This is a genomic window from Companilactobacillus kimchii DSM 13961 = JCM 10707, assembly GCF_001435445.1.
GTDB classification, from domain to species: Bacteria; Bacillota; Bacilli; order Lactobacillales; family Lactobacillaceae; genus Companilactobacillus; species Companilactobacillus kimchii.
The window spans coordinates 64,050-87,292 of the sequence record NZ_AZDH01000019.1 but is presented as its reverse complement, the minus strand read 5'-3'; the positions used below and the strand labels follow the sequence as shown (position 1 = coordinate 87,292).

The following is a 23,243-nucleotide window of genomic DNA, read 5'->3' as shown; positions in this document are numbered from 1 at the left end:
TATTACTGGTATTTTAAATAGAGTAGACGTCATCAATTACGATCAAGTAATATTTTCGGCGAACGTCATCGCCTCTTCGAACGAATTCATAGTATAATACTTTGTTTATTTAAACAAGTATATTCATTCACTTTTATGAGTATTTATTTGCTTGTGAAAGCTTTTGTTTAAACAAAAAATAATTATATTTATCAATCAAACTTTACTGTCTGTAACATTTGGCATACTATTATTTTTCTAATTATAAGCATAGAAATTGTAGAATTCACAAAAACTTGCTATACTTCAGTTGTACCATAAAGAAAGCGCTAACATAGAAAGGAGGACCACTTATAGCAACTTTGTTTACAACTAGAATAAGTAGTTTTCAAAGTCCTATCTCGTGCCTCCCATGTAGAAAATCTAATTCTATGCTTAAATACTTATTCTAGTAGTTGATTTCCAAAGTAGGAGCTCACTCAATTCTTCGATTTGCCCAGAATTTAACTCCCAGACCAATTTTGATCTCCTGTTAATTGGATACCCCATCATTCAATGACATATTAATTTTTGCTCCTACCAGAAATTAGCTTATATAAAAAGACAGTCAGGTTCCCCGCCTGGCTGTTTTTTTATATTTTAATTATTGGAACTTTCTCGTACTGAAAAATTTTACCTTCAATCGTCATCTCATCTCGCCCATTATTTTTTGATTGATAGAGATATTCATCAACTCGTTTAAAGATATCATCAAACGAATTATCAGTTTTACGTAACATCGTTACACCAAAGCATAACGTCACATCCAGCTGTGTTTCTTGAATAAATAAAGGCATCCCCACTAAGGTTTGATTGATTCTATTAACGATTTCTTGAGCTTTGTGTGTATCGGTATTTCTCAACAGAATAACAAACTCTTCACCGCCATAACGGAATAATTGTCCTCGACTACCATCAACATGTAGTTCCCGTTCAACTGTGTGTGAAACATGACGCAAAACTTCATCACCAATTTCATGACCATAATGATCATTGAATTCTTTAAAATGGTCAATATCAAACATCATTACTGTTAAGGGAACTGAACTTTGACTAAATTTTTCAAAGACTTCTTTAGAAATTTTATTCAAATTAGCTCGATTCCTTACACCCGTTAAGGCATCATAATTAACTTTATTCTCCAAATCGTTATATGCATGCATATATGTACTCATTTTTAGTTCAATTATACGTACAATAAACATATAGATTTCAAATAGAATCAACATCCCAATAATATCAACTAATGGAAATTTATAATCTATCCAAATAAAGATCCACCAACAAATTCCGAATAACATTTGGGACAACAAATATCGATAATTGGAGATTGCTAAAACATCTTTATGACTGTATAAGTAATCTATCACAACTATCAAAATAAGATAAGAACTGATAAATAACCATGAATATGGTCCTTGAATTCTCGATATATCTGACGACGGATGGTACAAGAATGGCAGAAAAACATTTAATAAAACAATTAAGCGATTATTGAAAATAAACAAACCGTAGAATAAGATGGTTAATTCAGCATTAGCTAGTAATCCCCCTAGCTCGACTTGCGAACCACCTGTCAAACTTTTGAAGACGATGGTGACCAATAATAGCATTAAAAATAATAGAAACATTTCAGCCATATTTATTCCAACCTTCCTAAAGAAGGATGACGCTGTGCTGACTTTTCGTTCCAATACAAAAGATATATAAGTAATAATAGTAACTAAACCGATTGTAACTATTCCCGTTACTAAGGCATTTGCACTGAAACAGATTCTTAAAATCTCTGTTAAATTACCCAAAAGGAACCCCTCGTATATTCATTTATATATTTCAGTCTAGCATGAATGAAATGTCTATTAAATTGAAAGTATCACATTATGTGTATTCGTATATAATTTTCAAAAAAATGTTCAGATCAGCCAACTTTAATTGGTTAATCTGAACGTTTTTTTATTGATCAATATTTTTTAATTATTATCTTCTTTATCAATTGCTTGTTGTGCAACTAAATTAAGGTAATTGAACGGATTATCATAATTTGGTTGGAACAACATATCAACATAGGCCAAATCATCAATTGTATTATCATTTTGAATACAAATTGATAAAGCATTTGCTGACTGAGCAACTTCATGTTTACTGAATAACTGTGCACCCAAAACTTTTCGAGTATCCTTATCATAAATCAGATAAATCGTTAGCATTTCCGTCGTTGGCATATAATCTGGACGATAATTGTCGTGGTATGTAACACAATCAGCATTCAAACCATTTGCCAAAGCCTTTTTCAAAGTTAACCCCGTTTCAGCCAAAGTATAGCCAAACAATGCCATAGCCGTGGTAGCCTGTGTTCCCATATATTTGCGAACATTTCCATAAATATTCATTCCAGCCAAAGTACCTTGACGCACAGCACTAGAAGCTAGTGGAATATACTTCATTTCACCTGTTGGATTAAACTTAACTGCACAAGAATCACCAGCAGCAAAAATGTCAGGATCTGATGTTTGCATATAGTCATTAACTAAAATGGCTCCATATCCATCCATTTGAACTTGTCCACGCAATAAGTCTGTATTAGCAAAAAAGCCTGTGCAGACAATTACTAAATCAGCCTTATAACTATGACCGGCTTTAGTATTGATAGTTAATTGGTCACCGTCTTCAATTTCAGCAACACGTTCACCTAATGCAACCTTAACATCGTGTTCCTTAAGCTTTTCAATGATTGTTTGTGATAGTGGTTCATCGACATAATTATTGAGAATCTGCTCTCTTGATTGAATTAAGGTCACTTCATGAACAGTGTTAGCATAGCTTTCAGCCAACTCTACTCCAACATATCCCGCTCCAACAATGGCAATGCTAGGATAGTTCAAAGCTGATTCATAAATCTTCTTAGCTTGATCATAACTCTTACACAACAAAACACGTGGATTATCCATACCACCAATTGGTGGTACACCAACTTCTGAACCAGTGGTCATAATCAATTTATCATAACTATCTTCAAAAATTTCCTGTGTATTAAGATCTTGAACTACAATCTTTTTATTCTTTGAATCGATTTTAATGACATTATGCTTCATATGGACCTTGGCACCGTAACCTTCTAGCGTGGTTGGATCAGCGTAAAACATATCCTCTAGTCGATTGACGATCCTTCCTAAATACAATGCTATCCCACATGACAAAAATGCAATATTATCATCACGTTCATATACGGTAACTTCTGTATCTGGATGCTTTTTCAATATTTGTTCCACTGCAGCCGTTCCAGCATGTGTACATCCGACAACGATTACTTTCAACAGTCGGTTCCTCCTCTATAGTACCCAATAAATTATTCTCTCTGCTTTTTAAGCTTCTACGAACACTTAGTTACATTATATCAATCTATTTAATTTTTTATATATTATAAATGGACTTTTTAAATTTCAAATATCGATAATGCATCGCAGACTATTTGTAATATAATAACAAGTGTATTGACTTTTTTAAAAGTGGTGATAATCAATGAACAAAATCAAATCTTCTAATGATATAAATTCTGATATCTATTATGACAGTGTAGATATTCGTAAAAAAGTTTTTGTGGATGAACAAAATGTTCCCGCCGAAATTGAAATAGATAATGATGAAGACAAATGTACGTATTTTGTTCTTTACAGCAATCATCAAGCTGCTGCTACTGCTAGATTCCAAACTACATCTGACAATGGAATTCATATCCAAAGAGTCGCTGTACTAAAACAATTCCGTCACCAACATTTAGGAACAAATCTTTTAAAATATATTTTCGATTATGCTAAAGAACAAAATTTCGATTATATTATTTTAGGAGCCCAAGATCACGCCCAAGCTTTCTATACACAGTTAGGTTTTAAAGTCATCGGAGAACAATATGAAGAAGCCGGTATTCTTCACCATGACATGAAACTAAGCTTGTAGTATTATGAGTTTGATACGTTATTCACGTGATTAATCAAGAATCGATTAGGACTAACAAAGGAGTTCATCATGTATAGATACTTTATTCAACCCCAACTTGACAAGGTGAATAATTCATTAATCGGTTATGAACTATTAATGAAGGAAAAAAAGCCCGAAGGATGGCGTCCACCAGCAAACTTTTCTGACGTCCCTTCACACCTTATGGCTCAAGTTTTAGTTGCCACAACGAAATTATTATCTTTAAAGATTGGTTCCGTTTCAGTAAATATCAATCGTAATCAATTAATGGATGAAGAAGTTCGCGATGCTATCATCGAGGCTCAAAGAATCTTACGCCCATTAAGACTAGTAGTGGAACTGACCGAAGATACACCAAATAAAAATTGGAGCAATGAAGAATACATTTCCTTGATTAAAGAATTCATTGATTATGGCATGGACTTCAGTCTTGATGACTGTGGAACCGGAACAAATCAAATAGATCAAATTAAAGACATGATTCCCCTCGCATCCGAAATTAAGTTTGCCATTCAAAACTTTGGAGAAAAATTACGTGATCCAGATATCGAAAGCAAAGTTATCTATTGGCGTGATATCTGTAAAAAGGAAAACATCCGCTTTATTCTTGAAGGAATAGAAGACGAAAAAGATGATGCCCTAGCTGATAAGTTAGAGATAGATTTACGTCAGGGGTATTATTACGGAAAGCCTAGACTGTTGAAGTTAAAAGCCGATGACGATGAATTCTAAAGGGCAAAGTAACTCATTTCCACTATTCAACATAGAACTATAGTTATTAAACAAAAATTCAATGGTTATCAATATCAGACAACCAAACCAAAAAAGGAGATGCCAACAAAAATTGGCATCTCCTATTATTATTTCAAAAAAATTATTTTGCTTTACGTTCCTTAGCCACAGCCATTTGAGCGACCAAGTTCAAATAGTTAAATGGATTATCATAATTAGGTTGGAACAACATATCCATAAAGGCCAAATCATCAATCGTATTCTTATTTTGAATACATACTGACAAAGTATTAGCCGATTGGGCAACTTCGTGCTTACTGAACAACTGACCACCCAAAATCAAGCGTGTGTCCTTATCATAAACTAATCTGATAGTTAACATTTCAGTCGTTGGCATATAATCTGGACGATAGTAGTCATGGTATTCAACTACATCAGCATTCAAACCGTGCTCTAAGGCATGTCCTAATGTTAAACCTGTGGAAGCAATAGTGTAACCAAACAATTCCATGGCTGAAGTTGCTTGTGTACCCATGTACTTCTGAATATTGCCAAATACGTTGATACCAGCTAAAGCACCTTGTCTAATAGCATTAGTTGCTAAAGGCATATAGGCATGCTCATGCGTAGGATTAAAGTAAACTGTACATGCATCTCCCGCAGCATAAATATCAGGATTAGATGTCTGAGTATAATCATTGATAATAATGGCTCCACGACGGTCCATATCCACTTGTCCGCGAAGTAAATCAGTATTAGCTACAAAACCTGTGCAGACAATTACTAAATCGGCTTTATGATCTTCTTTATTCGTTTCAATAACAACATTGTCATCATCATCACGATTGAAACCAGTAACATTTTCATTTAAATAAACATTAACATTATGTTCCTTTAATAAATCAACCACTTTATCAGACATATCAGGATCAATATAGTGATTCAATACTTGGTCTCTTGATTGAATCAAAGAAACTTCATGATCAGTGTTAGCATAACTTTCAGCTAATTCCACTCCAATATAACCACCACCAACAATAGCAATATTCTTGTATTCCTTAGCTGTATCATGAATTGCTCTTGCTTGTGCATAACTCTTGCACATCAAAATTCTTGAATCAGAGATTCCCATAATAGGTGGTACTACTACAGTTGAGCCAGTTGTCATAATTAACTTGTCGTAAGTATCATTAATTATTTCATGTGTTTCCATATTTTCGCACATCAACGTCTTTTTCTCTGAATCAATCTTTAAGACATCATGTTTCATTTTAATTGTGGCACCGAGTTTCTCCAAATCCTTAGGACTAGCATAAAACATATCTTCTAGACGTTTTACTCTGCCTCCTAAGTACAAAGCAATCCCACATGATAGAAATGAGATGTTGTCATCACGTTCATATACGGTAACTTCTGTATCGGGATGTTCTTGAAGAATCTGTTCTACTGCTGCTGTTCCAGCATGTGTACACCCTACAACTACTACTTTCATTCGATATTTCCCCTCTCAAAAATTGAGTAAAATTCATATTAAAAAACGAATAATCAAGCATAACTTTAAAAATATATGCTGTCTCACTCATCATTATAAACCTATAATATTATAAATAAATACGTGTATACTGATATGTAATATTGTTTAAACATTAAATAACTTATAATACTACAATATGATTCTATGAGCATCACTTTTCTTAATCGTTAAAAATAATTTGGAGGGGATAACTTTGAACATCCTAAAAGGGATCACCGATAACTATATTAATCTCACTTCAACCATTATTACTTTAGTCACAATTGGTCTGATTACCGTTATTACTATTATTACTTATGGTTTAGAAAGACGCCTTAATGACAAATCACCTTTTTATCTCAAACTTTTCACTCACTTAGTAGAAGGTGCGCTTTTAGCAGGTAGTATGATCATTCTTCAACAAACTTTTCATGTATTAAACAATGGAGCTGTTAACAACGGCTGGCTATATGCTAACGCCCAATTAACCATTCTGCTCTATGCCATGTACCTTCTACGAAATAAGATAACTCTACTGATTAATTTATTAATGCCTTTCGCTTACCACCACTCGAGTAACATTGAACGATTGGGGAGCAGTCGATGGCCCTTCTTTCTTATTTCATACATTTTTCTGGTGATTATCATCTTTTATATTTATTGGCAGACTAACAGTCTTAAAGACAGCACAATTAAGTATCTTACCTTACAAATTCTTTATGGAGCTGCATGGTGGATATTGCTCTGGGTCGATCATAGTTTTTCAATCTCCAATATTCTTAACATGCTAGTGGTCTTCGTTATCTATATGGCTATTATTAGATACTGTGAGCATAAGATGCAGTTGACCTTAAACGGCTATGACACACTTAAAAAAGCTGTCAATTATGATGAGTTAACCGGAATTAGAAATCGTTCTAATCTGGATAAAAATTCCCAAGAAATATATGAACAATATTCACACGAAGACAATGTTCCTTTATCTATGGCAATGTTTGATATCGACCACTTTAAACTCTTCAATGATCAATATGGTCACTCAACTGGTGATGAAGTTCTACGTCACGTTTCTCACACAATGGAACGTGAACTATATTTAAAAAAAACGCACGGACAAATTTTCCGCTTTGGTGGAGAAGAATTCATCATCATTTTTCGTGGTAAAAACGCTGATGAATGCAAACCAATCATTATTGATTTAAGAAATACCTTACTTCATTCACCACTCTTCTTTAACGGTAAAAAGCTGAACGTCAGTGTATCATTCGGTGTTTCTGAATTAAAACCAACTGACTCTGGCTTTGCAGATTTATTCAATCGAGTTGATAGTTACCTTTATAAATCTAAAAACGCTGGCCGCAATAAAATGACTATTGAAAATGTTACCTATAATTTTGATGAGACCACAAAATAAATATAGCATCTATTCAAATTTATTCCCCTTATGGCAAAGATACCTTTGTTAAGAATAAACCTGAATAGATGCTATTATTTTTTCTTATTGTTAACATAAAATCATTCACTAATTTAACCTGATAACATCGTCTCATCCGGCAAAAAGATACTACTTTTTATATTTTTGGACAAAAAAATAGTGAGAAATTAATCTCACCGTCGGGAAGGAATCAGTTGTTTTTAAATCTGGTAGTCCCTATATGTCATAGTAAACCATGTTTGCTCTGACCGCAATAGTATAAATTAATAATCTTAACTCTTTTTTTAATAACTTACATTATTTTTAAAATATCTTTTTATAACAATCAAAATGAATAATGATGTTTCAGTGATGGGACAACTATTTTATCCGAAATTCCAATAATGATACCCTGGCAGAACATTGCTAGAATAGTTCCGATTCCTACTGACAAGATATGTCCCGTTAATATGAAGCAAATTATCATGATGATCACTGGTGGTGTGTAGCTGACCAACTGGCCCCATCCAGCTGAACCATGTAAATATTTAAATCTCAAAAGATAGGCCATCTCATCATTGGGATGTTGAATCAAATTACATCTTTGATAGATCGAAGTTCCCATTGAAACAAAAATCAAACCCAATAGATCAACTAAAAAACGTGAATAAATAGGAAGATAATTTAAATTTAGTGGATTCAAAATGTCGCTGAAAAAACCAACTAAATAACTAAATGGTAATGAGAATAGCAAATTAGAAACGAAGATATGACCATCAAACTTTCCCAATAACAGTTGATTCACAATAGTTACAATAACAGCATATATAAATAATGTCGTCCCATAACTGGTGTGTAGTAATGTCGAAATATTAACCGCTGAAGCTGTCCACACAGCACTTCCCATGTTACTGTCAATCATTAAAGCGTTGGCAAAAGCATCCAACACAATTGCAAAAATCAAGAATCCTAAACGCTTCTTAAAGCTATTATCTTCCAATTTCCTATCCCCCAAAATAAAAATAGACAATGCCAACTTTGTAATTGGTATTGTCTATTTGTTTACAGCCTAATTACTAAGAATTAGTTTAAAGTAGACTGAAAACGTTGTCAATGAGACTTTATTTATTCTTTGGGTGATTCATTTCATCCATACTCAATAGATGGTATTTGTGTTCATGGTCAGGATCATAAGCTTCAATCTGTGCCATCATCCCTGTGTCTTCGTGTTCTAGAATATGACAGTGATACATGTAGACACCAAATTTAGTGAACTGAACAGCAATTCTAACTGTCTCACCAGCATTGACACCTACAGTATCTTTCCAACCATGTTCGTTAGGATATGGTTCTTTACCATTACGACTGATAACAAGGAATTGGCAACCGTGCATGTGGAATGGATGAATCATTCCGCCATCCATCTCATTGGTATTTACAACATCCCAAAGAACAGTATCACCAATCTTTTGACGGCGGTCGATTCTTTGCATATCAAAGAGTTTGCCATCAAGTCTAACTTGATCATCCATTCCTGACATAACTGTACGAGTGACAGGTAGTCCAGGTGTTACCTTTGGTGCATTGATTGTCGTTAGATGTTCTGGAAGCTTTGTATCATCTGGAGCATATTGACCAATCTTAAATTTCATAATTGGCATATCATCACTCATTAAAGTAACCACATCACCTGGCTTCTTGTCACCAAAGTCCAAGATCACTTCAGCACGTTCAGCACAAGTTAACATCAACTTAGTTAATTTAACTGGTTCTGGCAAAGTACCACCATCTGAAGCGATTTGAGTAAATTCATGATTATCATCAAAATGAAGACGCCATTCACGACGATCAGAACCATTCAAGATTCTTAAACGAACTCGTTGTGTTGTTACATCGAAAACACCGTTGATCGTACCATTAACTAAAGCGTATTTACCCAATGTACCATCGACATCATAATCTTTCTTGTAATCCAATTGATTGTCGTGATAACTTCTGTCCTGCAAAATAACTGGAATATCATCGACTCCATAATTGCGTGGGAAAGGTAATTTAGCTTCCTCATCATCAGTTACCACAACAGCTGCAGCCAGACCATTCCAGACTTGACGGGCTGTGTTTGGACATGGATGTGGATGAATCCAATCAGTTTGTGCGGGTTGATCCAAGGTAAAGTCAATATCACGACTACCACCTGGATAAACTGGAGCATGTGGACCACCATCAACAATAGGTCCTGTAACATTTAATCCATGCCAATGGAAAGTAGTAACTTCTGGTAATTCATTAACAAGATGTACATGATAATGAACTCCTTGCTTTAAAACAATTGTTTGACCTAACAATGAAGCATTGTAGCCCCATGTTTTGGTCTTGGCACCAGGCAAAATCTGAGTTTCACCCTCTTGTGCTGTAATTGTGTAATAAACATCATTTCCCTCTACCCTGTCTGGCTTCAAAGCAGCAGGGATATTCAACGGATGATCAGGCATATCCACTTTTTCTAGTGGTACATAACCCCCATCGTGCAAATCAAATACTGGTTCATCAAAGAAATAATCATTGTAAACTTTTGTTTCTGACATTCATAATCGCCACCCTATTTAGTTTTTGATTGAAACGTACAAACACAATTTACTAAAGCCTCAACAAACATACCGATACCCATCATATACATGGCTATCATGTTTTTATCAGCAAAGATAAAATACAATAAAATTGCATAAAAAATTAGCATGATTAATGAGAAAGCCTTAGAACCACTTGCCATATTTATCACCACCAAAAATTATTACAACTTCATTTTAGTACAGTTACCCTCTTATGAAAATGGATTTTTGGCTAACCTAAGAAAATTAATATTTATATATAATTAATTCACCATTAATGTAATTAGCCATATAAACTTCTGCCACATCCAAATGACGTTTCTTTAATTCTTCTTCAACCCAAGCTTCATCTTTACCCGAAGTTGACAATTCATCCATATCAATTTTGCCATCCAAAATCAAAGGATACTTGAAACTATCTTCATCTTTTAAAATAATGGTTAATTGTCCATTACGCTCAAAGACAGCTCGTTTAACATTTCTAATATCCAAGACCCCAGCCTGACGTAATTTAAAAGATAAATCATTAGCTGACAAGCCATTTTTCAAGGCCAAATTAACATCAATATGACCATTTTTTACAATTATTTGTGGAGTACCTTCAATGACCTTTTTAAAGAAGTTATTGTGATTAGTCAAAAATTTAGCAATAAAGACTACCAATGTCCAGATCAACAAAACTAAGGTAAATTGCAAAATTGTAATACTAGAATTGTAAATCATACCACCAACAATTCCACCAAGGACATAGTTTTGAAGTTGATCAATTGCACTTGTTGGAGCAATATTTCCACGTCCAAACAGATTGATCTGTAAGACCATGAATAAGAATCCTATAATAAATTTTAGAGTTAAATCGCCGTATTGTAATACCATTATGTCACCTATTTCTTAATCAATTGTATTTTTTGAGAGCTAATTATATTGGCCTTTGAAAGTGTATAACTGCTCAAATTATTATCAAAACTGACACGATAAATATCCTTACCCGCCTTGATCAACATTCCTTCTGTCAAACTGGAGCTGTTGGAATATAGCTTATTCTTCGAAACTTTTTTATCCTTAGCAACCGATTGCATTAAGCTCAAAGTCTGATTAGTTTTATTATTGATATCCAACTGTTGTTCATAATTATTGTAATTAATACCAATAAATAAAAAGATTCCCAATCCAAAGATAATCAACAAATCACGATATTTATTGTCAGATCGATTCTTAAAATACAAGTAACTAGTTACAAAAATAGCTGCTGCCAGTACTAGAATCCCTATAATGAATAAGAAATTCGGTTCATTATTATGTTTCACCAAATATTGATATGAATAAAAACTCATTTATATCCCCTCAACTATTTTTTTATTTACGATTAGTATAGCAAAAAGTTGTCGTCATAGATTTATCAAACAATTCATTAATAAAAATTATTTTCTTGCGCAAGCAATAGATTTGTTCCATAATACATAAAAGTTAATATCTAATGTTAGGGGTGACAAATATGAATCATACTTCAAATCTATGTACTTGGTTAAACATGAAACATTTCGAAAATGATGTTCAGATGGAATTGGAAAAAGTCTTAGCTAAATATGATTTATCACCCGTTGAATTCAGCTTCCTACACTATCTCTACGACCAATATGATTCCAAGGCTAGCTTGCTGGAAATTAAAGATTCTCTCAAATTAAGTGCAGCTGCTGTCTCACGAATGGCTGTACGTTTAGAAAATAAAGATTGCAAACCAATTATTCGTTATCATAGTGATGACAATCAAAAAGAAGTTTGCCTAAAGATCACTAAATCTGGTATTGAACATTTTAAAGAAGCTTCTGAGGTGGTCAATAACTCACTGAATAAATCCTTCTCAAGTCAAGATTTTCAGTCTTTGCGAGAGGAAATTTTAACTACAGAAACTAATTAAAGAATCCTCGTGGTTCTTTTTTCTTTGTCCAAAAAGGGGAAATCATGCATAATTACAAATTTCAAACTACAATTCTAGTACTATTATCATTCGTTCTTGGCAATAACGAATTCTTAGTCATGGGAGTTCTTTCTAATATTTCTAAAACCTACCATGTATCGATTGCTAACGTTGGCTTGCTGATTACCGCCTACGGATTAATTTATGCTATCAGCACTCCAATCATTACTTCATTGTTAGGAAATTTTAATCGTTATTATACTTTGATCGGTCTGACAGTAATCTTTATTCTAGGTAATACTCTGAGCGGATTTGCTAACAGTTATACTGTTTTAATCATTTCTCGTGTTATTGCTGCTTCCGTCGCTGGAGCAATTATTTCTCTATCAATGACTTTCTCAAATGTTATTGCTCCACGTTCTAAACAAGGGACCGTTGTATCATGGATTTTTTCTGGATTCAGTATTGCCTCAGTCTTCGGAGTTCCCTTCAGTACCGCCATTAGTACTGTCTTTGATTGGCGTATGACCTTTTTTATTATTTCACTAGTCAGCGTTATAACGCTTATTTTATTGATGATCTCTTTACCTAGAGAATTTGAACAAATCAATAGTCCTTTGAAAAGTCAATTTAAGTTGATTAAAGATCCCCGCATTTACGTTGGATTTTTCTTACCATTCTTTGCCATTGCAGCTATCTACGTTATCTATAACTTTACGGTACACTCGGCTTCTCAAAAACCAGTTTAAGTATTTTCCTAGCTGTCTTCGGACTTGCTTCTTTAGTAAGTAATCAATTATCCGGTCGAATTGCTGAACACGGTGGCCTCAAATTTATGCCCAAAGTCTATACAGTTGAATTTTTCATTCTCCTAGCTGTTCCTTTTCTGATTCACAATAAATATTCTGGCTTAGTTAATTTACTTATCATCGGTGTCGTCATGTACTTGATCAATGCCCCAATTCAAATTCATTTTCTAAATATTGCTGAAGAGTCCTATCCTCAAGCAGTTGCTTTGGCATCCTCATTAAACCCTATTGCTTCTAATCTAGGAATCTCATTAGGATCAGCTGTTGGCTCTTTAATTGTTGGTAATTTTGGACTCTATCAAGTTGGATTTGGTGGTGCCATTTTTGCTTTAGGTGCCCTATTGATTAATTTAAAATTAAATCAAATCATTTCCCAAGCATAAGAAAAGACGCAGATTATTATTCTGCGTCTTTTTTGGATTGCCATGGAAATTGCAAACTAATATTTTTATTAAATCCTTCTTGTGCCAACAACTTCTTAAAACGTTCACCTTGACGTTCATGGTAACCGCTACAAACATATTCAGCCTCTGCATTATCAGGAGCAATCCTTGGCAAAAAGATATCTTCATCCGTTACGACAAAAGTAGAAAAACAAGTCAATCCCAAGAAGCGTCTCCCCGTTTTCAAATGTTCACCAATAATCTTTGTAAACACTTCAATTGAACTTCTACCTACTCCGGAAACATAAGATTCCGTACACATTGAATCCTGTAACTTAAATGGCAAAATAAAATTAACTTGATCAATCGATGCTGTAACCGTTTCAATTCGAGCTATTCGTGAAGCTGAAATCGAAGAATTATCATCAATGGTCATTAAAGTTTTACCACCAAACACAGTCCCATGTTCATTTAAATCAGGTGAAAACACACGATGATTGCTAATAGATAAAGTATCACTACATTTAATCTCTCTCATAATTTAACCTCGTTATAATAATAAAAAACTCATATCTAATTCACTAGACATGAGTAATTCATTTATTTGTTCTAAAGAAATTCAAAAGCTCCGTTTTCTTTTCAGAAGATAGTTTTGTATAAGGAACCCCTTGAATGGCACCTTCCAGAGAGTACAACATTTGGATACAATAAAATCTATCTGGAGCCTTCAAAGACTTTAATTTTAAATAAACTTTTTGACTACCTAACTTTTTCAAAGTAACCACATCAGTTACATTAATTTTAGAAAGTTGTTCATTCAAAACCTTACCAATATTGGGCAAATCCGTTAACTTTTCGATATTAAATTCATCTCCAATATTTTTCATACACTTAAAACAATGATCCCTCCCGGGATCGAACCGGGGACCTACTGCTTAGGAGGCAGTTGCTCTATCCAACTGGGCCAAGGGACCAAGATCTAATTAACCAGCAAAAACGGCTATAAGAAAATTATATCTCACATACATAATTATTCAATACTGGAAAATGATAATAGAACCATTTACCCATTCAAAAAAAATAGTCCCTATTAAGTACTCAAGACATATACCATGTACTTGAATTTCTTAATAGAGACTGTTCTTATTTAATCAAACTTGCAAAAAAGCTTATTTATTATTATGACGTTTACCCTTATTCTTTTGATCACGTAAACGCTTCTTAGCCTTAGGTTTATCCTTATGACTGACCACAGCCTTTTTACGAGCAACAGGCTTATTAGATAGTGTTCCGTCACTCTTAAGATAAGCTTTATTTATTTCAACATTAGTAAATTCACGCATGTTCTTCAAATCATGACTATTACCAAAAGTAAGAACAACACCGCTCTTACCCATTCTACCGGTTCTACCAGAACGATGAATATATTCATTCTCATCCCTAGGAACCATGTAATTAACAATCGTTGTAATGTTATCAATATCCATTCCACGGGCAGCTACATCTGTTGTTAACAACAAATTAACTTTCTTAGTGGAAAAGAGTTTAATAGCCGACTTACGTTGTTGCGATGACATTTTACTATCCAAAGAAACGAAATTAGTCTTATTATGATTCAAATCACTGATAGCCTTATGCAGTGAACGGGAGTTATTGAAAAAGACAATTCCCAAGAATTTCTTGTTATGAGCTAACTCACGAACTAGTGCATTTTTGATAAATTCACTGTTAGCATCAATAAAGTAATGCTTAATACCTGCCGTATAGCTAGTATCATTACGTTGATCAATAACGTCGAAATCCTGTCCAAACCATTTATGCATGTCTTTAAAGATTTCATTACCAGTAGCTGAGAAGAAAGTCATTTGGACATCAGCTGGCATTTGAGCAATTGTCTGACGAACCGTTTCCAATTTTGATTCGTTCAACATTTCATCGGCTTCGTCCACAATAACAGTGTTCAACTTACCTAATTTCACCTTACGGGCTTGTGTTAATTCATTCAATCGTCCCAAGGTAGCAACAATGATTTCTGGCTTTTCTTTCAATTTTTTCAATTGACGTTGGGGATTAGCTCCACCAGTAATTGCTTGTACTTTACAGTCTACTAATTTAGCTAGAGGTTGAATAACGTCCCTAACTTGCATTGCTAATTCTTGGGAAGGTTCTAAGATCAGCACTTGCAAACCATCTTTTGGTACTAATGTTTCCAGCATTGGCATTACAAAACCCAGAGTTTTGCCGGAACCAGTTGGTGCCATAGCAACAAAGTCTTTACCTTCTTTAAAAGGTAAATAGACTGCCTCTTGAATCTTAGTTAACGCACTAAATTGATTTTGTTTAAAATAATCTTGATATAATTTTGGTATTTCCACTTTACTTATCCTCATCTGCTCCAAAAACAAGTCCTGCACTTGTTCGGGCTTGTTCTAGAATTCTATTTACAATTCTAGCGTACTTCAAGAGATTTTCATAAGTTTCTTGATCATTTTCATTCATAATTCGTGCAAATTCTTTTGCTTCGGAGTCCATTGGGTTCTCACTCTTAACAGTTGGAATCGTTGTTATATTCTTATTATCATCAGCTAATTGAACATGAGTAATGTCACCACCACTGTCCATCAACAAAGTTTTTTTATCAAAATAAATTTCTGAATCAGTGTATGAATTTTTAGTTTTACCGATCAAAATATTAACATCAAATTCAGGATACTTCAGAGTCAAACTTCCGCTTCCGTCGATGCCAGATGAAAGTATTTCGGCGACATATTTTACAGAATCAGGTTGTCCAAACAATACAACGGCGTCATAAACTGTGTAAACACCTAAATCATATAAGGCCCCACCTGAAAATTTAGGATTGAAGATGTTAGGCAAGTTTCCAGCCTTGAAATCGTCGTAACGGCTTGAGTATTTCATATAGGAAAATGTGGCTCCACTCAATTCATCACGATTATCTTCAACATAATTCTGAATTTTTTTGAAGATTGGTTCATGAATATGACGAGCAGCTTCGAATAAAAAGAGTCCCTTTTCATGTGCCAGATCATCTAATATTGTAAATTCTCTAACAGTTGAAGTACTAGGCTTTTCTACAATAACATTCTTCCCGTGTTCCAAGGCTAACTTGGCTTGTTGGAAGTGTAGTCCATTGGGAGAAGCAATATAAACTGTTTCAAAGTCATCGCTACTAAAGAACTTTTCCAAATCGGTGCTAATAGCAATATTCTTCTTTTGAAGATCCTCAATAAACTTATTTGCTTTAATTTCAGTTCTGGAATAGACATGTGTTAACGAAAAAGCTTTCGTCTCATCTGTCGCATTAACGAATTGTTCTGTGATCCAATTTGTTCCTATTATTCCTAAATTTATCATAAAATCACCTCGCCTTAATTTTACTTATATGTAAGCGCAATTACTACTAAAAAAGTACCTGAATTCTATCAATATGGTATATAATTGCAATTTAAGCCATTTGAGGGGGTAGTTTTGCTTTATGAACGAGGAAACAAATAAATTCAGTCTGAAAAGGGATCTTGGTTTCTTTTCAGCACTATCAACGGTAATGGGGCTCGTTATCGGTGGTGGAGTTTTTTTCAAAATTTCTAGTGTTACTGCAGCCACCGGGAGTGCTAGTTTAACCATTTTTGTTTGGTTACTTGCCGGTTTTATCACGATCAATGCCGGTTTAACTATCGCTGAATTAGCCTCAGCTATTCCGGTTGCTGGTGGTATTTATAAATACATCGAATATATTTATGGAAAAGTTCCAGCCTTTCTACTTGCTTGGGCACAGTCAGTTATCTATTACCCAGCAGGAATCTCTGCTCTATCAATCATCTTTGCCACACAAGTTATGAATCTATGCAATATTTCATCTGTTTGGCAAATACCGATTGCTATTTCATTGGCCGTCTTTCTTTATCTTGTTAATCTACTAGGGGCTAAAGTCGGTGGTACGATTCAAACAATCTCTTTAATTGCTAAATTGATTCCCATCGCTTTAATCATTATTGTAGGTATTTTTACACCTTCAAGTAATCCGATCACACTATTTCCAATTACTTCTGGTAGTCATGCTAACTTCTGGTCCTCGCTGGGTGGCGGGCTGTTAGCGACCATGTTTGCCTTTGACGGCTGGATGAATGTTGGTAGTTTAGCTGGTGAAATGAAACGTCCTGAAAAAGATTTAGCTAAATCAATTATCGTAGGATTATTCGCTATTACATTGATTTACGTTCTAATCAGTTTTGTATTTATCAAGGAATTACCATTCCATTTAATTCCAGGTAATCAAAATGCTGCTTCTGAATCTGCCGTTCGTATCTTCGGTGAAATTGGTGGAAAAATTGTTACCATTGGTATCCTTATTTCCGTTTTCGGATCAGTTAATGGCTATACCATGACTGGTGCCCGTGTCCCTTATGTTCTGGGAACTGATGATGAAATTGTTTTTTCAAAATTCTTTGGTAAATTAACTAAGAATACACGTGTTCCAGCTAATGCTGGCTTAGTACAAACAGTTATCGCTATTGCCATGATTTTTATGGGTAGCTTCGATTACTTAACCGATATGTTAGTTTTCGTTATGTGGATTTTTTCAGTAATGATGTTCATTGGTGTCTTTATTTTAAGAAAGAAAGAACCTGAACTAACACGTCCTTACAAAATTAACTTTTATCCAATTCCACCAATCATTTCCTTAGCTGGTGGTGCTTATATCATTATCTCCACTTTGTTCCGTCAACCAGGATTAGCTGCAATGGGAATTGGAATTGCCTTATTAGGTTTACCAGTTTACTATATTCATTATTTCAATAAAAAGAGGTCGCTATGATGGCGGCTTTTTTTATTTGCGTTATACTTTTCCTGATATATATAACGAGTCAATGCAGGTGTTCTTTATGAAAATTCAATTCAACAATAAACTTGAAAAACAATTAATTTTAGGAACTCTTAAACTTCAAAAATTTTTTATCTATCGTGTAATCCAACGTACATTACTTTTGATTTTTCCCTTTGCTCTATTTGGAAGTTTTGTCAAAATAATTCAAACCGTCGTTATTGGTAAGGAAGGCTTTTTAACCGATGTTTTCCCTGACTTGAGTAACGACTTTATTTATCGACAAATTGATAATATTGCCACCGGTTTATACAACTTGTCCTTAGGCTGGATCTCAGTAATTGCCATTTTCGGAGCCGCTAAATATACCGCTAAACACTTCAATCGTGATGACCAATTGGCCGGTATCACAGTCGTAAGTGCCCTATTGATCATTGATTATACTTATTCCAAAGTTCAAACTTTCTCCTTTCATCCTCAAATACTAGGGATGCGTGGCCTACTTTTAGCCATTATATTGGGAATATCCATTGGTTGGATTTTTAAGAAAACCAGTCGTCCCGTACCTGATTATGTAAAACTGGGCGGCGCACCAAGTGTTATTGAACGCTCCTTTATTTCTGCCAAACCAATTATCGTTTCACTTCTAATTGCAATGCTATTCAGTACCTTGATCAACGTCACCTACTATGCTGAAGCTCCTGGTAATTACATTAATACCCTAGCTTCGGAATATACCTCAAAGAGTCCTCTAGGCCAGTTACTTAAAACCTTTATTTTTTCTATTTATACTTTAATCATGTCATTCTTCGGCTGGTCCGGTACTTATTCATCTGCAGGTACTGAAAAAATGGACACTCTTTCAACTGTTAATTTAAATTACGCTCTAAATAAACACACTGCTTGGAACGCCCCTAATCCATTTACCAGTTCAGCTCTCTACCATGCTTTTGCTACTTTTGGTGGAACTGGTGCTGTTTTAGGTTTAATTATTGCTATTCTAATAGTCGCTAAGGATGAAGATTTTCAAACAGTAGCTCGCTGGGCTATTATTCCTAGTCTTTTCAATATTAGTAGCGGTCTCATGACCGGTATACCAATTCTTTTCAACATTATCTTTCTAATTCCTTTTATATTGGCACCTATTGCTAATATGACCATGGCCGCCTTAGCTATTCAATTGCATTTAATGCCCCCTAGTGTCTATCCTGTGCCAATTGGAACCCCAGGTCCACTAATTGCCTTCATTGGGACAAATGGTAGCTGGCAGGCTCTAATATTCTCTATTTTAGCTATCATAATTTCCGTCTATATTTATATTCCCTTTGTTAAAATGGCCATTAAAGTTAAGGACCTTGATAATCTAAGTCTTGAAGAAGGTGCTAACTGATGCGCACACGTACTTTAAGAAAGAACAAAAATTTTAAATATTTAATTGCTATGTTGCTATTCTTTATTATTTTAGGAATCCCATCTTACATTTGGACTCGAAAGAATGTTACAACTTTAGCTGGTCGCTACAATTCACCAATGACTCCTATCATCATGATTCCTGGTAGTAGTGCCTCTGCCAACCGTTTCGATGATTTAGTTAAAACCGTCAATAATAAATACGGCGAACACCACAGTCTTTTAAAACTGACCGTTCACACCGATGATTCAATTACATATAGCGGTAAAATTCGAGCCAATGACACACAACCTTTTTTCGTTGTCGGTTTCCAAAATAACGAAGATGGTTATTCCAATATTAAAAAACAAGCTCGCTGGTTCAATATCGCATTTAATGCGATTAAAAAGCGTTACCGTTTCAACAGTTTTAATGCCTTAGGCCATTCTAATGGTGGTTTGATTTGGACAATGTTTCTAGAAAATGATTTCAACGACTCTAATTTAAGTATCAATCAATTACTAACGGTCGGAACACCTTATAATTTTGAAGAAAAGAACACTTCTAACCACACTCAAATGCTTAATGATTTAATCAAAAAGCGTGATAATATTCCTCACAATATGACTTATTACTCAATTGCTGGAACTCAACTCTATTCTGATGATGGAATCGTTCCACTAGGCAGTGTTGATGCTGGTAAATATATTTATGAGGGTCAGGCAAAACATTACACGTTAATTACTTTAACTGGTAACAAAGCTCAACACTCTGATATGATTGCCAGCAACCAATTTATCACCATCTTCCATCAATATATAATTGGTAATGGTGTCAACAACCCTAATTCACCTGACAGTAAACAAAGTGCCATCGCCTCGCAATAAACCTTGTGCTAGTCCGTTTTTTTAAATACAATGAGTCTATGGTATATATAGACTGGCAACTCGAATGGATTGCAAACTTTTTCATGCTGTTCGCAATTTTACAATTAAAACATTATTTTATTAGAAAATTTTCTTTCAAATTTTTTCTTGCCGATATAGCCTTAGCTTTAATCTTTGGTTATATCGGTTTATTTTTTGATGAACTTTTTGTGCTCTTTTTTATTGGCGCTATTCTGATCTTTAATTGGTGTGTCAAAAAATATCGAGCCAATATACAAAATTCAATTGCTCTGATCATGGCAGCCAATATTGAATTGGTTCTATTTAGTTTGGGAACTTACTCAGCTAGGATTCTCTTCTTCATTGCTTATAACCAGTGGCGTCTAACACTTTTGGAAACATACCAAGAATACTTTATTCCAATTTCTCTAGTCATCAATTTGCTCTATTTACTTATTATCGTCTTAGTTTTTGAACGTTTTCGTTATCAAACCATCAAATTATGGCTTCAGATTGAAAAATATCATTTGGGAAAACGTGTTTTAGTTTTATCATTGGGAATCTTTATTTCATTCATGGTTATTATGATCATTAGTGATCTCCAATCCGTGACAGCTACTATTCAAGCTAGCTTAATTATAATTTTCTCAATCCTCTTGATTTTCGCCTATTATCAATTGACTGTCTTTGTTCATGCAATTGCGATTCAGAATGAGGCTCAGGAAAAGTTAACCTACAATAAGCAATTGAATGAATATCTAACCAGTGTGCAACAACAATACACTGAACTTCGAAAGTTTAAACATGACTTTCAAAATATCATGTTGGCTATTAAACCAATCGTTGATCAAAGTGATTCTCAAGAACTAAAGGATTATTATCGTGACATCACCAAAGAAAAAAACGAAATGTCATTGGTCAGTCGAGGGAATATTTCTCAAGCCCAAGCTATCGATAACGATCTAATTCGTGGTCTTATTATTCAGAAATTCTTTATTGCCAAAAGTCGCCAAATCGATTTTCATCTAGAATTGAGTCAAAAGCATTACCAATTTGAAAGTGAAGTTTTAATCATTGTCCGTATTCTGGGTATTCTGATTGATAATGCATTTGAGTATGCTGAGGAACTTGCTGATAAAGAAGTTACTTGCGCTATCACTCAAACTGAAAACACTACTGAGATTACAATTGATAATCCCTTGAATGAAAATATCAGTCTGAAAGATATTTTTCAAAGTGGCTATTCTACTAAAAGAAATCACTCAGGTTTCGGTTTAGCCAATGTCAGAAAATTGATCAATGAATCCGAAAATCTTTACCTAGAAACAAAAATAGTTCATAGTCATTTCATGATGACACTAATCATTGTTGGGGGGTGATTGAATGTATCCCATTTACTTACTAGAAGACAACAAACTACAACGAAATAAATATGCCGAATTCATTCATAATGGTATTTTAATTAACGACGCTAATATGACTTTAGAAGTAGTTGCTGGAACCGTTGATGATTTTTTCAAGCAATATGATTCCAAAAAACAGGCACTTTACTTCTTAGATATGGAAATACTGGACGATAAAATTGCCGGTTTAAAGATAGCCGAAAAAGTTCGACAGAATTCTCCACTTTCTCAAATAGTTTTCATAACAACTCATGACGAATTATCCTTAACAACGCTGGAACGAAAAATTGCTCCAATGGATTACATTTTAAAAGATAACGGTTTGGAAAATATCAAACAGAGTATCACTGACGATATTGAAAAAACTCAACAAGAATTGCGAGAATATAATCATTTATCGAAGAATGTACTAGATTATAAAATTGGCAGCCGTTATTTCTCCATCTTAATGGACGACGTCATTATGCTTTACACCAATAAGGATGTACCCGGAAGAATTTTCATTGTTACTAAATATCAACTAGCTGAGTTCAATGGTTCATTAAATACTTTCGAAAAGGATTATCCTAATCTCTTTCGTTGCAATCGAGGGTTCTTAGTTAATGTCGACAACGCCATCAATTATGATAGTAAGACCAGAATATTATCTTTTATTGACGGCTCAACCTGTGAAGTTTCATTCAGAAAAAATAAAGAACTAATCAAATTAATGTCTAAAAATGATTAAAGCCTCCCATTCAGAGTATTTACAAACTCTAAATGAGAGGCTTATTTAATTACTATTTTAATTTTTGAAGTAATGTTATCTACCAACCAAAGTATCTAAACTAACTCCATAAACATCGGCAAACCGCATCATCATATAGATATCGGGAGTTCTAGTATTATGTTCATATTTAGATATGGTCGTAATATCTACATGCAACATTTTTGATACTTCACGTTCTGATAAATTACGTTGCTTACGACATTCTCTTAAATTATCACCTAAAAAAATCTTATTACGATCCAATATAAATTCTTTCATAATGTTCCCTCGATTCTTGATCATGAAAACATTATATTTCAGAAATAATAAGTGAAACATAAAATACTTATGAACGTAGCAATTCTACCGATTAACGTTAATGAAAGAGTCGAAGAATACCAAAAACAATGGCAAAAGCTCCAAAAAGCATACTAAAAATTACCGCAATCAATGAAAATATCATTGGTGCTGATTGTTTTTTCATATTATCGAAATATTGCTTAGAAACTATCAACTGCCAAATACCTAAAGCTATGGCACCGATGCCAATTATATAATTCATCTTATCATCCCTAATTCAAGAATTTCCTCAATCAAATAC

At 34.1% G+C, this 23,243-nt stretch carries 25 protein-coding genes, 1 tRNA gene and 1 riboswitch; of the genes, 11 read left to right on the top strand and 15 right to left on the bottom strand.

The window, feature by feature from the left end; translation table 11 throughout:
• Window positions 1-16 precede the first annotated feature (16 nt).
• Window positions 17-82, bottom strand: a riboswitch (Fluoride riboswitch).
• Between the two features lie 529 nt (window positions 83-611).
• Together FC97_RS09970 and FC97_RS09965 are read right to left on the bottom strand one after the other, a co-directional pair.
• A complete protein-coding gene (locus tag FC97_RS09970; protein ID WP_054643189.1) occupies window positions 612-1,820 on the bottom strand; it encodes a GGDEF domain-containing protein in 1,209 nt (402 codons plus the stop codon).
• Between the two features lie 168 nt (window positions 1,821-1,988).
• Entirely contained in the window at window positions 1,989-3,332 is a 1,344-nt protein-coding gene (locus FC97_RS09965; RefSeq protein ID WP_056968173.1) for an FAD-dependent oxidoreductase, read from the bottom strand.
• A gap of 205 nt (window positions 3,333-3,537) precedes the next feature.
• Between FC97_RS09965 and FC97_RS09960 the strand changes: the two genes are divergently transcribed.
• Both FC97_RS09960 and FC97_RS09955 read left to right on the top strand, forming a co-directional pair.
• Window positions 3,538-3,972 (top strand): GNAT family N-acetyltransferase, encoded by a 435-nt coding sequence (locus tag FC97_RS09960; protein WP_054643188.1) that lies wholly within the window; start codon window positions 3,538-3,540, stop codon window positions 3,970-3,972.
• A gap of 69 nt (window positions 3,973-4,041) precedes the next feature.
• The gene (locus FC97_RS09955) at window positions 4,042-4,725 is read left to right on the top strand and encodes an EAL domain-containing protein (RefSeq protein ID WP_054643187.1); all 684 of its coding nucleotides are present in this window, start codon (window positions 4,042-4,044) and stop codon (window positions 4,723-4,725) included.
• A gap of 142 nt (window positions 4,726-4,867) precedes the next feature.
• Here FC97_RS09955 and FC97_RS09950 read toward each other — a convergent pair whose 3' ends face one another.
• Window positions 4,868-6,217 carry an FAD-dependent oxidoreductase gene (locus tag FC97_RS09950; RefSeq protein ID WP_054643186.1) on the bottom strand — a complete coding sequence of 450 codons (1,350 nt, stop codon included), beginning with the start codon at window positions 6,215-6,217 and terminating at the stop codon, window positions 4,868-4,870.
• Between the two features lie 235 nt (window positions 6,218-6,452).
• On the opposite strand from FC97_RS09950, the gene FC97_RS09945 reads away from it, so the two are divergent.
• Window positions 6,453-7,652 carry a GGDEF domain-containing protein gene (locus tag FC97_RS09945; RefSeq protein ID WP_054643185.1) on the top strand — a complete coding sequence of 400 codons (1,200 nt, stop codon included), beginning with the start codon at window positions 6,453-6,455 and terminating at the stop codon, window positions 7,650-7,652.
• A gap of 346 nt (window positions 7,653-7,998) precedes the next feature.
• Here the strand turns inward: FC97_RS09945 and FC97_RS09940 are convergent, their stop codons facing one another.
• From FC97_RS09940 to FC97_RS09925, 5 genes are all read right to left on the bottom strand, one after another.
• Window positions 7,999-8,652: a YczE/YyaS/YitT family protein gene (locus FC97_RS09940; protein WP_025084850.1), complete on the bottom strand. Its 654-nt coding sequence runs from the start codon at window positions 8,650-8,652 to the stop codon at window positions 7,999-8,001.
• A gap of 121 nt (window positions 8,653-8,773) precedes the next feature.
• Window positions 8,774-10,237, bottom strand: coding sequence for a multicopper oxidase family protein (locus tag FC97_RS09935; RefSeq protein ID WP_056968171.1), 1,464 nt, complete (start codon window positions 10,235-10,237; stop codon window positions 8,774-8,776).
• 14 nt (window positions 10,238-10,251) lie between these two features.
• A complete protein-coding gene (locus FC97_RS13535; RefSeq protein ID WP_087882347.1) occupies window positions 10,252-10,422 on the bottom strand; it encodes a nitroreductase family protein in 171 nt (56 codons plus the stop codon).
• Window positions 10,423-10,507: 85 nt separating this feature from the next.
• Window positions 10,508-11,137 carry a DUF421 domain-containing protein gene (locus FC97_RS09930; protein WP_054643184.1) on the bottom strand — a complete coding sequence of 210 codons (630 nt, stop codon included), beginning with the start codon at window positions 11,135-11,137 and terminating at the stop codon, window positions 10,508-10,510.
• Window positions 11,138-11,145: 8 nt separating this feature from the next.
• On the bottom strand, window positions 11,146-11,595 hold the full coding sequence (locus FC97_RS09925) for a DUF3290 domain-containing protein (RefSeq protein ID WP_054643183.1): 450 nt from the start codon (window positions 11,593-11,595) through the stop codon (window positions 11,146-11,148).
• A gap of 161 nt (window positions 11,596-11,756) precedes the next feature.
• On the opposite strand from FC97_RS09925, the gene FC97_RS09920 reads away from it, so the two are divergent.
• The 3 genes from FC97_RS09920 to FC97_RS13710 all read left to right on the top strand — a co-directional run bounded on the left by FC97_RS09920 (window position 11,757) and on the right by FC97_RS13710 (window position 13,371).
• Window positions 11,757-12,179: a helix-turn-helix domain-containing protein gene (locus FC97_RS09920; RefSeq protein WP_054643182.1), complete on the top strand. Its 423-nt coding sequence runs from the start codon at window positions 11,757-11,759 to the stop codon at window positions 12,177-12,179.
• A gap of 44 nt (window positions 12,180-12,223) precedes the next feature.
• Window positions 12,224-12,928: an MFS transporter gene (locus FC97_RS13715; RefSeq protein WP_225868747.1), complete on the top strand. Its 705-nt coding sequence runs from the start codon at window positions 12,224-12,226 to the stop codon at window positions 12,926-12,928.
• 86 nt (window positions 12,929-13,014) lie between these two features.
• The gene (locus tag FC97_RS13710; RefSeq protein WP_225868746.1) at window positions 13,015-13,371 is read left to right on the top strand and encodes an MFS transporter; all 357 of its coding nucleotides are present in this window, start codon (window positions 13,015-13,017) and stop codon (window positions 13,369-13,371) included.
• A gap of 16 nt (window positions 13,372-13,387) precedes the next feature.
• On the opposite strand, the gene FC97_RS09910 is transcribed toward FC97_RS13710, so the two are convergent.
• From FC97_RS09910 to FC97_RS09890, 5 genes are all read right to left on the bottom strand, one after another.
• Complete coding sequence (locus FC97_RS09910) at window positions 13,388-13,909, bottom strand: acyl-CoA thioesterase (protein WP_054643181.1); 522 nt, start codon at window positions 13,907-13,909, stop codon at window positions 13,388-13,390.
• 58 nt (window positions 13,910-13,967) lie between these two features.
• Window positions 13,968-14,258 carry a TfoX/Sxy family protein gene (locus tag FC97_RS09905; RefSeq protein ID WP_054643180.1) on the bottom strand — a complete coding sequence of 97 codons (291 nt, stop codon included), beginning with the start codon at window positions 14,256-14,258 and terminating at the stop codon, window positions 13,968-13,970.
• Between the two features lie 13 nt (window positions 14,259-14,271).
• Window positions 14,272-14,345: transfer RNA gene (locus tag FC97_RS09900), tRNA-Arg, on the bottom strand.
• Between the two features lie 195 nt (window positions 14,346-14,540).
• Window positions 14,541-15,746: a DEAD/DEAH box helicase gene (locus FC97_RS09895; protein ID WP_054643179.1), complete on the bottom strand. Its 1,206-nt coding sequence runs from the start codon at window positions 15,744-15,746 to the stop codon at window positions 14,541-14,543.
• Window position 15,747: 1 nt separating this feature from the next.
• The gene (locus tag FC97_RS09890; RefSeq protein WP_054643178.1) at window positions 15,748-16,746 is read right to left on the bottom strand and encodes a Gfo/Idh/MocA family protein; all 999 of its coding nucleotides are present in this window, start codon (window positions 16,744-16,746) and stop codon (window positions 15,748-15,750) included.
• A 121-nt stretch (window positions 16,747-16,867) separates the two neighbouring features.
• Between FC97_RS09890 and FC97_RS09885 the strand changes: the two genes are divergently transcribed.
• The 5 genes from FC97_RS09885 to FC97_RS09865 all read left to right on the top strand — a co-directional run bounded on the left by FC97_RS09885 (window position 16,868) and on the right by FC97_RS09865 (window position 22,621).
• Window positions 16,868-18,208: an APC family permease gene (locus FC97_RS09885; RefSeq protein WP_054643177.1), complete on the top strand. Its 1,341-nt coding sequence runs from the start codon at window positions 16,868-16,870 to the stop codon at window positions 18,206-18,208.
• Window positions 18,209-18,275: 67 nt separating this feature from the next.
• The gene (locus FC97_RS09880; protein ID WP_054643176.1) at window positions 18,276-19,604 is read left to right on the top strand and encodes a PTS transporter subunit EIIC; all 1,329 of its coding nucleotides are present in this window, start codon (window positions 18,276-18,278) and stop codon (window positions 19,602-19,604) included.
• Window positions 19,604-20,491 (top strand): alpha/beta hydrolase, encoded by an 888-nt coding sequence (locus tag FC97_RS09875; protein ID WP_054643175.1) that lies wholly within the window; start codon window positions 19,604-19,606, stop codon window positions 20,489-20,491. Before FC97_RS09880 ends, FC97_RS09875 begins: the two co-directional genes overlap by 1 nt.
• 83 nt (window positions 20,492-20,574) lie before the next feature.
• Entirely contained in the window at window positions 20,575-21,870 is a 1,296-nt protein-coding gene (locus FC97_RS09870; protein ID WP_200958248.1) for a sensor histidine kinase, read from the top strand.
• Between the two features lie 4 nt (window positions 21,871-21,874).
• Window positions 21,875-22,621: a response regulator transcription factor gene (locus FC97_RS09865; RefSeq protein ID WP_054643173.1), complete on the top strand. Its 747-nt coding sequence runs from the start codon at window positions 21,875-21,877 to the stop codon at window positions 22,619-22,621.
• 75 nt (window positions 22,622-22,696) lie between these two features.
• On the opposite strand, the gene FC97_RS09860 is transcribed toward FC97_RS09865, so the two are convergent.
• Together FC97_RS09860 and FC97_RS09855 are read right to left on the bottom strand one after the other, a co-directional pair.
• Complete coding sequence (locus tag FC97_RS09860; RefSeq protein WP_056968169.1) at window positions 22,697-22,921, bottom strand: helix-turn-helix domain-containing protein; 225 nt, start codon at window positions 22,919-22,921, stop codon at window positions 22,697-22,699.
• A 97-nt stretch (window positions 22,922-23,018) separates the two neighbouring features.
• Window positions 23,019-23,204 carry a hypothetical protein gene (locus FC97_RS09855; protein WP_054643172.1) on the bottom strand — a complete coding sequence of 62 codons (186 nt, stop codon included), beginning with the start codon at window positions 23,202-23,204 and terminating at the stop codon, window positions 23,019-23,021.
• Window positions 23,205-23,243 lie beyond the last annotated feature (39 nt).

What these genes read in the sequence shown, in the direction of transcription:
- FC97_RS09865 (WP_054643173.1), top strand. Translation starts at nt 21,875, where the DNA reads ATGTATCCCATTTACTTACTAGAAGACAACAAACTACAACGAAATAAA.
- FC97_RS09920 (WP_054643182.1), top strand. Translation starts at nt 11,757, where the DNA reads ATGAATCATACTTCAAATCTATGTACTTGGTTAAACATGAAACATTTC.
- FC97_RS09955 (WP_054643187.1), top strand. Translation starts at nt 4,042, where the DNA reads ATGTATAGATACTTTATTCAACCCCAACTTGACAAGGTGAATAATTCA.
- FC97_RS13710 (WP_225868746.1), top strand. Translation starts at nt 13,015, where the DNA reads ATGCCCAAAGTCTATACAGTTGAATTTTTCATTCTCCTAGCTGTTCCT.
- FC97_RS09930 (WP_054643184.1), bottom strand. Translation starts at nt 11,137, where the DNA reads ATGGTATTACAATACGGCGATTTAACTCTAAAATTTATTATAGGATTC.
- FC97_RS09935 (WP_056968171.1), bottom strand. Translation starts at nt 10,237, where the DNA reads ATGTCAGAAACAAAAGTTTACAATGATTATTTCTTTGATGAACCAGTA.
- FC97_RS09885 (WP_054643177.1), top strand. Translation starts at nt 16,868, where the DNA reads ATGAACGAGGAAACAAATAAATTCAGTCTGAAAAGGGATCTTGGTTTC.
- FC97_RS13715 (WP_225868747.1), top strand. Translation starts at nt 12,224, where the DNA reads ATGCATAATTACAAATTTCAAACTACAATTCTAGTACTATTATCATTC.
- FC97_RS09875 (WP_054643175.1), top strand. Translation starts at nt 19,604, where the DNA reads ATGCGCACACGTACTTTAAGAAAGAACAAAAATTTTAAATATTTAATT.
- FC97_RS09880 (WP_054643176.1), top strand. Translation starts at nt 18,276, where the DNA reads ATGAAAATTCAATTCAACAATAAACTTGAAAAACAATTAATTTTAGGA.
- FC97_RS09950 (WP_054643186.1), bottom strand. Translation starts at nt 6,217, where the DNA reads ATGAAAGTAGTAGTTGTAGGGTGTACACATGCTGGAACAGCAGCAGTA.
- FC97_RS09960 (WP_054643188.1), top strand. Translation starts at nt 3,538, where the DNA reads ATGAACAAAATCAAATCTTCTAATGATATAAATTCTGATATCTATTAT.
- FC97_RS09890 (WP_054643178.1), bottom strand. Translation starts at nt 16,746, where the DNA reads ATGATAAATTTAGGAATAATAGGAACAAATTGGATCACAGAACAATTC.
- FC97_RS09925 (WP_054643183.1), bottom strand. Translation starts at nt 11,595, where the DNA reads ATGAGTTTTTATTCATATCAATATTTGGTGAAACATAATAATGAACCG.
- FC97_RS09860 (WP_056968169.1), bottom strand. Translation starts at nt 22,921, where the DNA reads ATGAAAGAATTTATATTGGATCGTAATAAGATTTTTTTAGGTGATAAT.
- FC97_RS13535 (WP_087882347.1), bottom strand. Translation starts at nt 10,422, where the DNA reads ATGGCAAGTGGTTCTAAGGCTTTCTCATTAATCATGCTAATTTTTTAT.
- FC97_RS09855 (WP_054643172.1), bottom strand. Translation starts at nt 23,204, where the DNA reads ATGAATTATATAATTGGCATCGGTGCCATAGCTTTAGGTATTTGGCAG.
- FC97_RS09905 (WP_054643180.1), bottom strand. Translation starts at nt 14,258, where the DNA reads ATGAAAAATATTGGAGATGAATTTAATATCGAAAAGTTAACGGATTTG.
- FC97_RS09910 (WP_054643181.1), bottom strand. Translation starts at nt 13,909, where the DNA reads ATGAGAGAGATTAAATGTAGTGATACTTTATCTATTAGCAATCATCGT.
- FC97_RS09870 (WP_200958248.1), top strand. Translation starts at nt 20,575, where the DNA reads ATGCTGTTCGCAATTTTACAATTAAAACATTATTTTATTAGAAAATTT.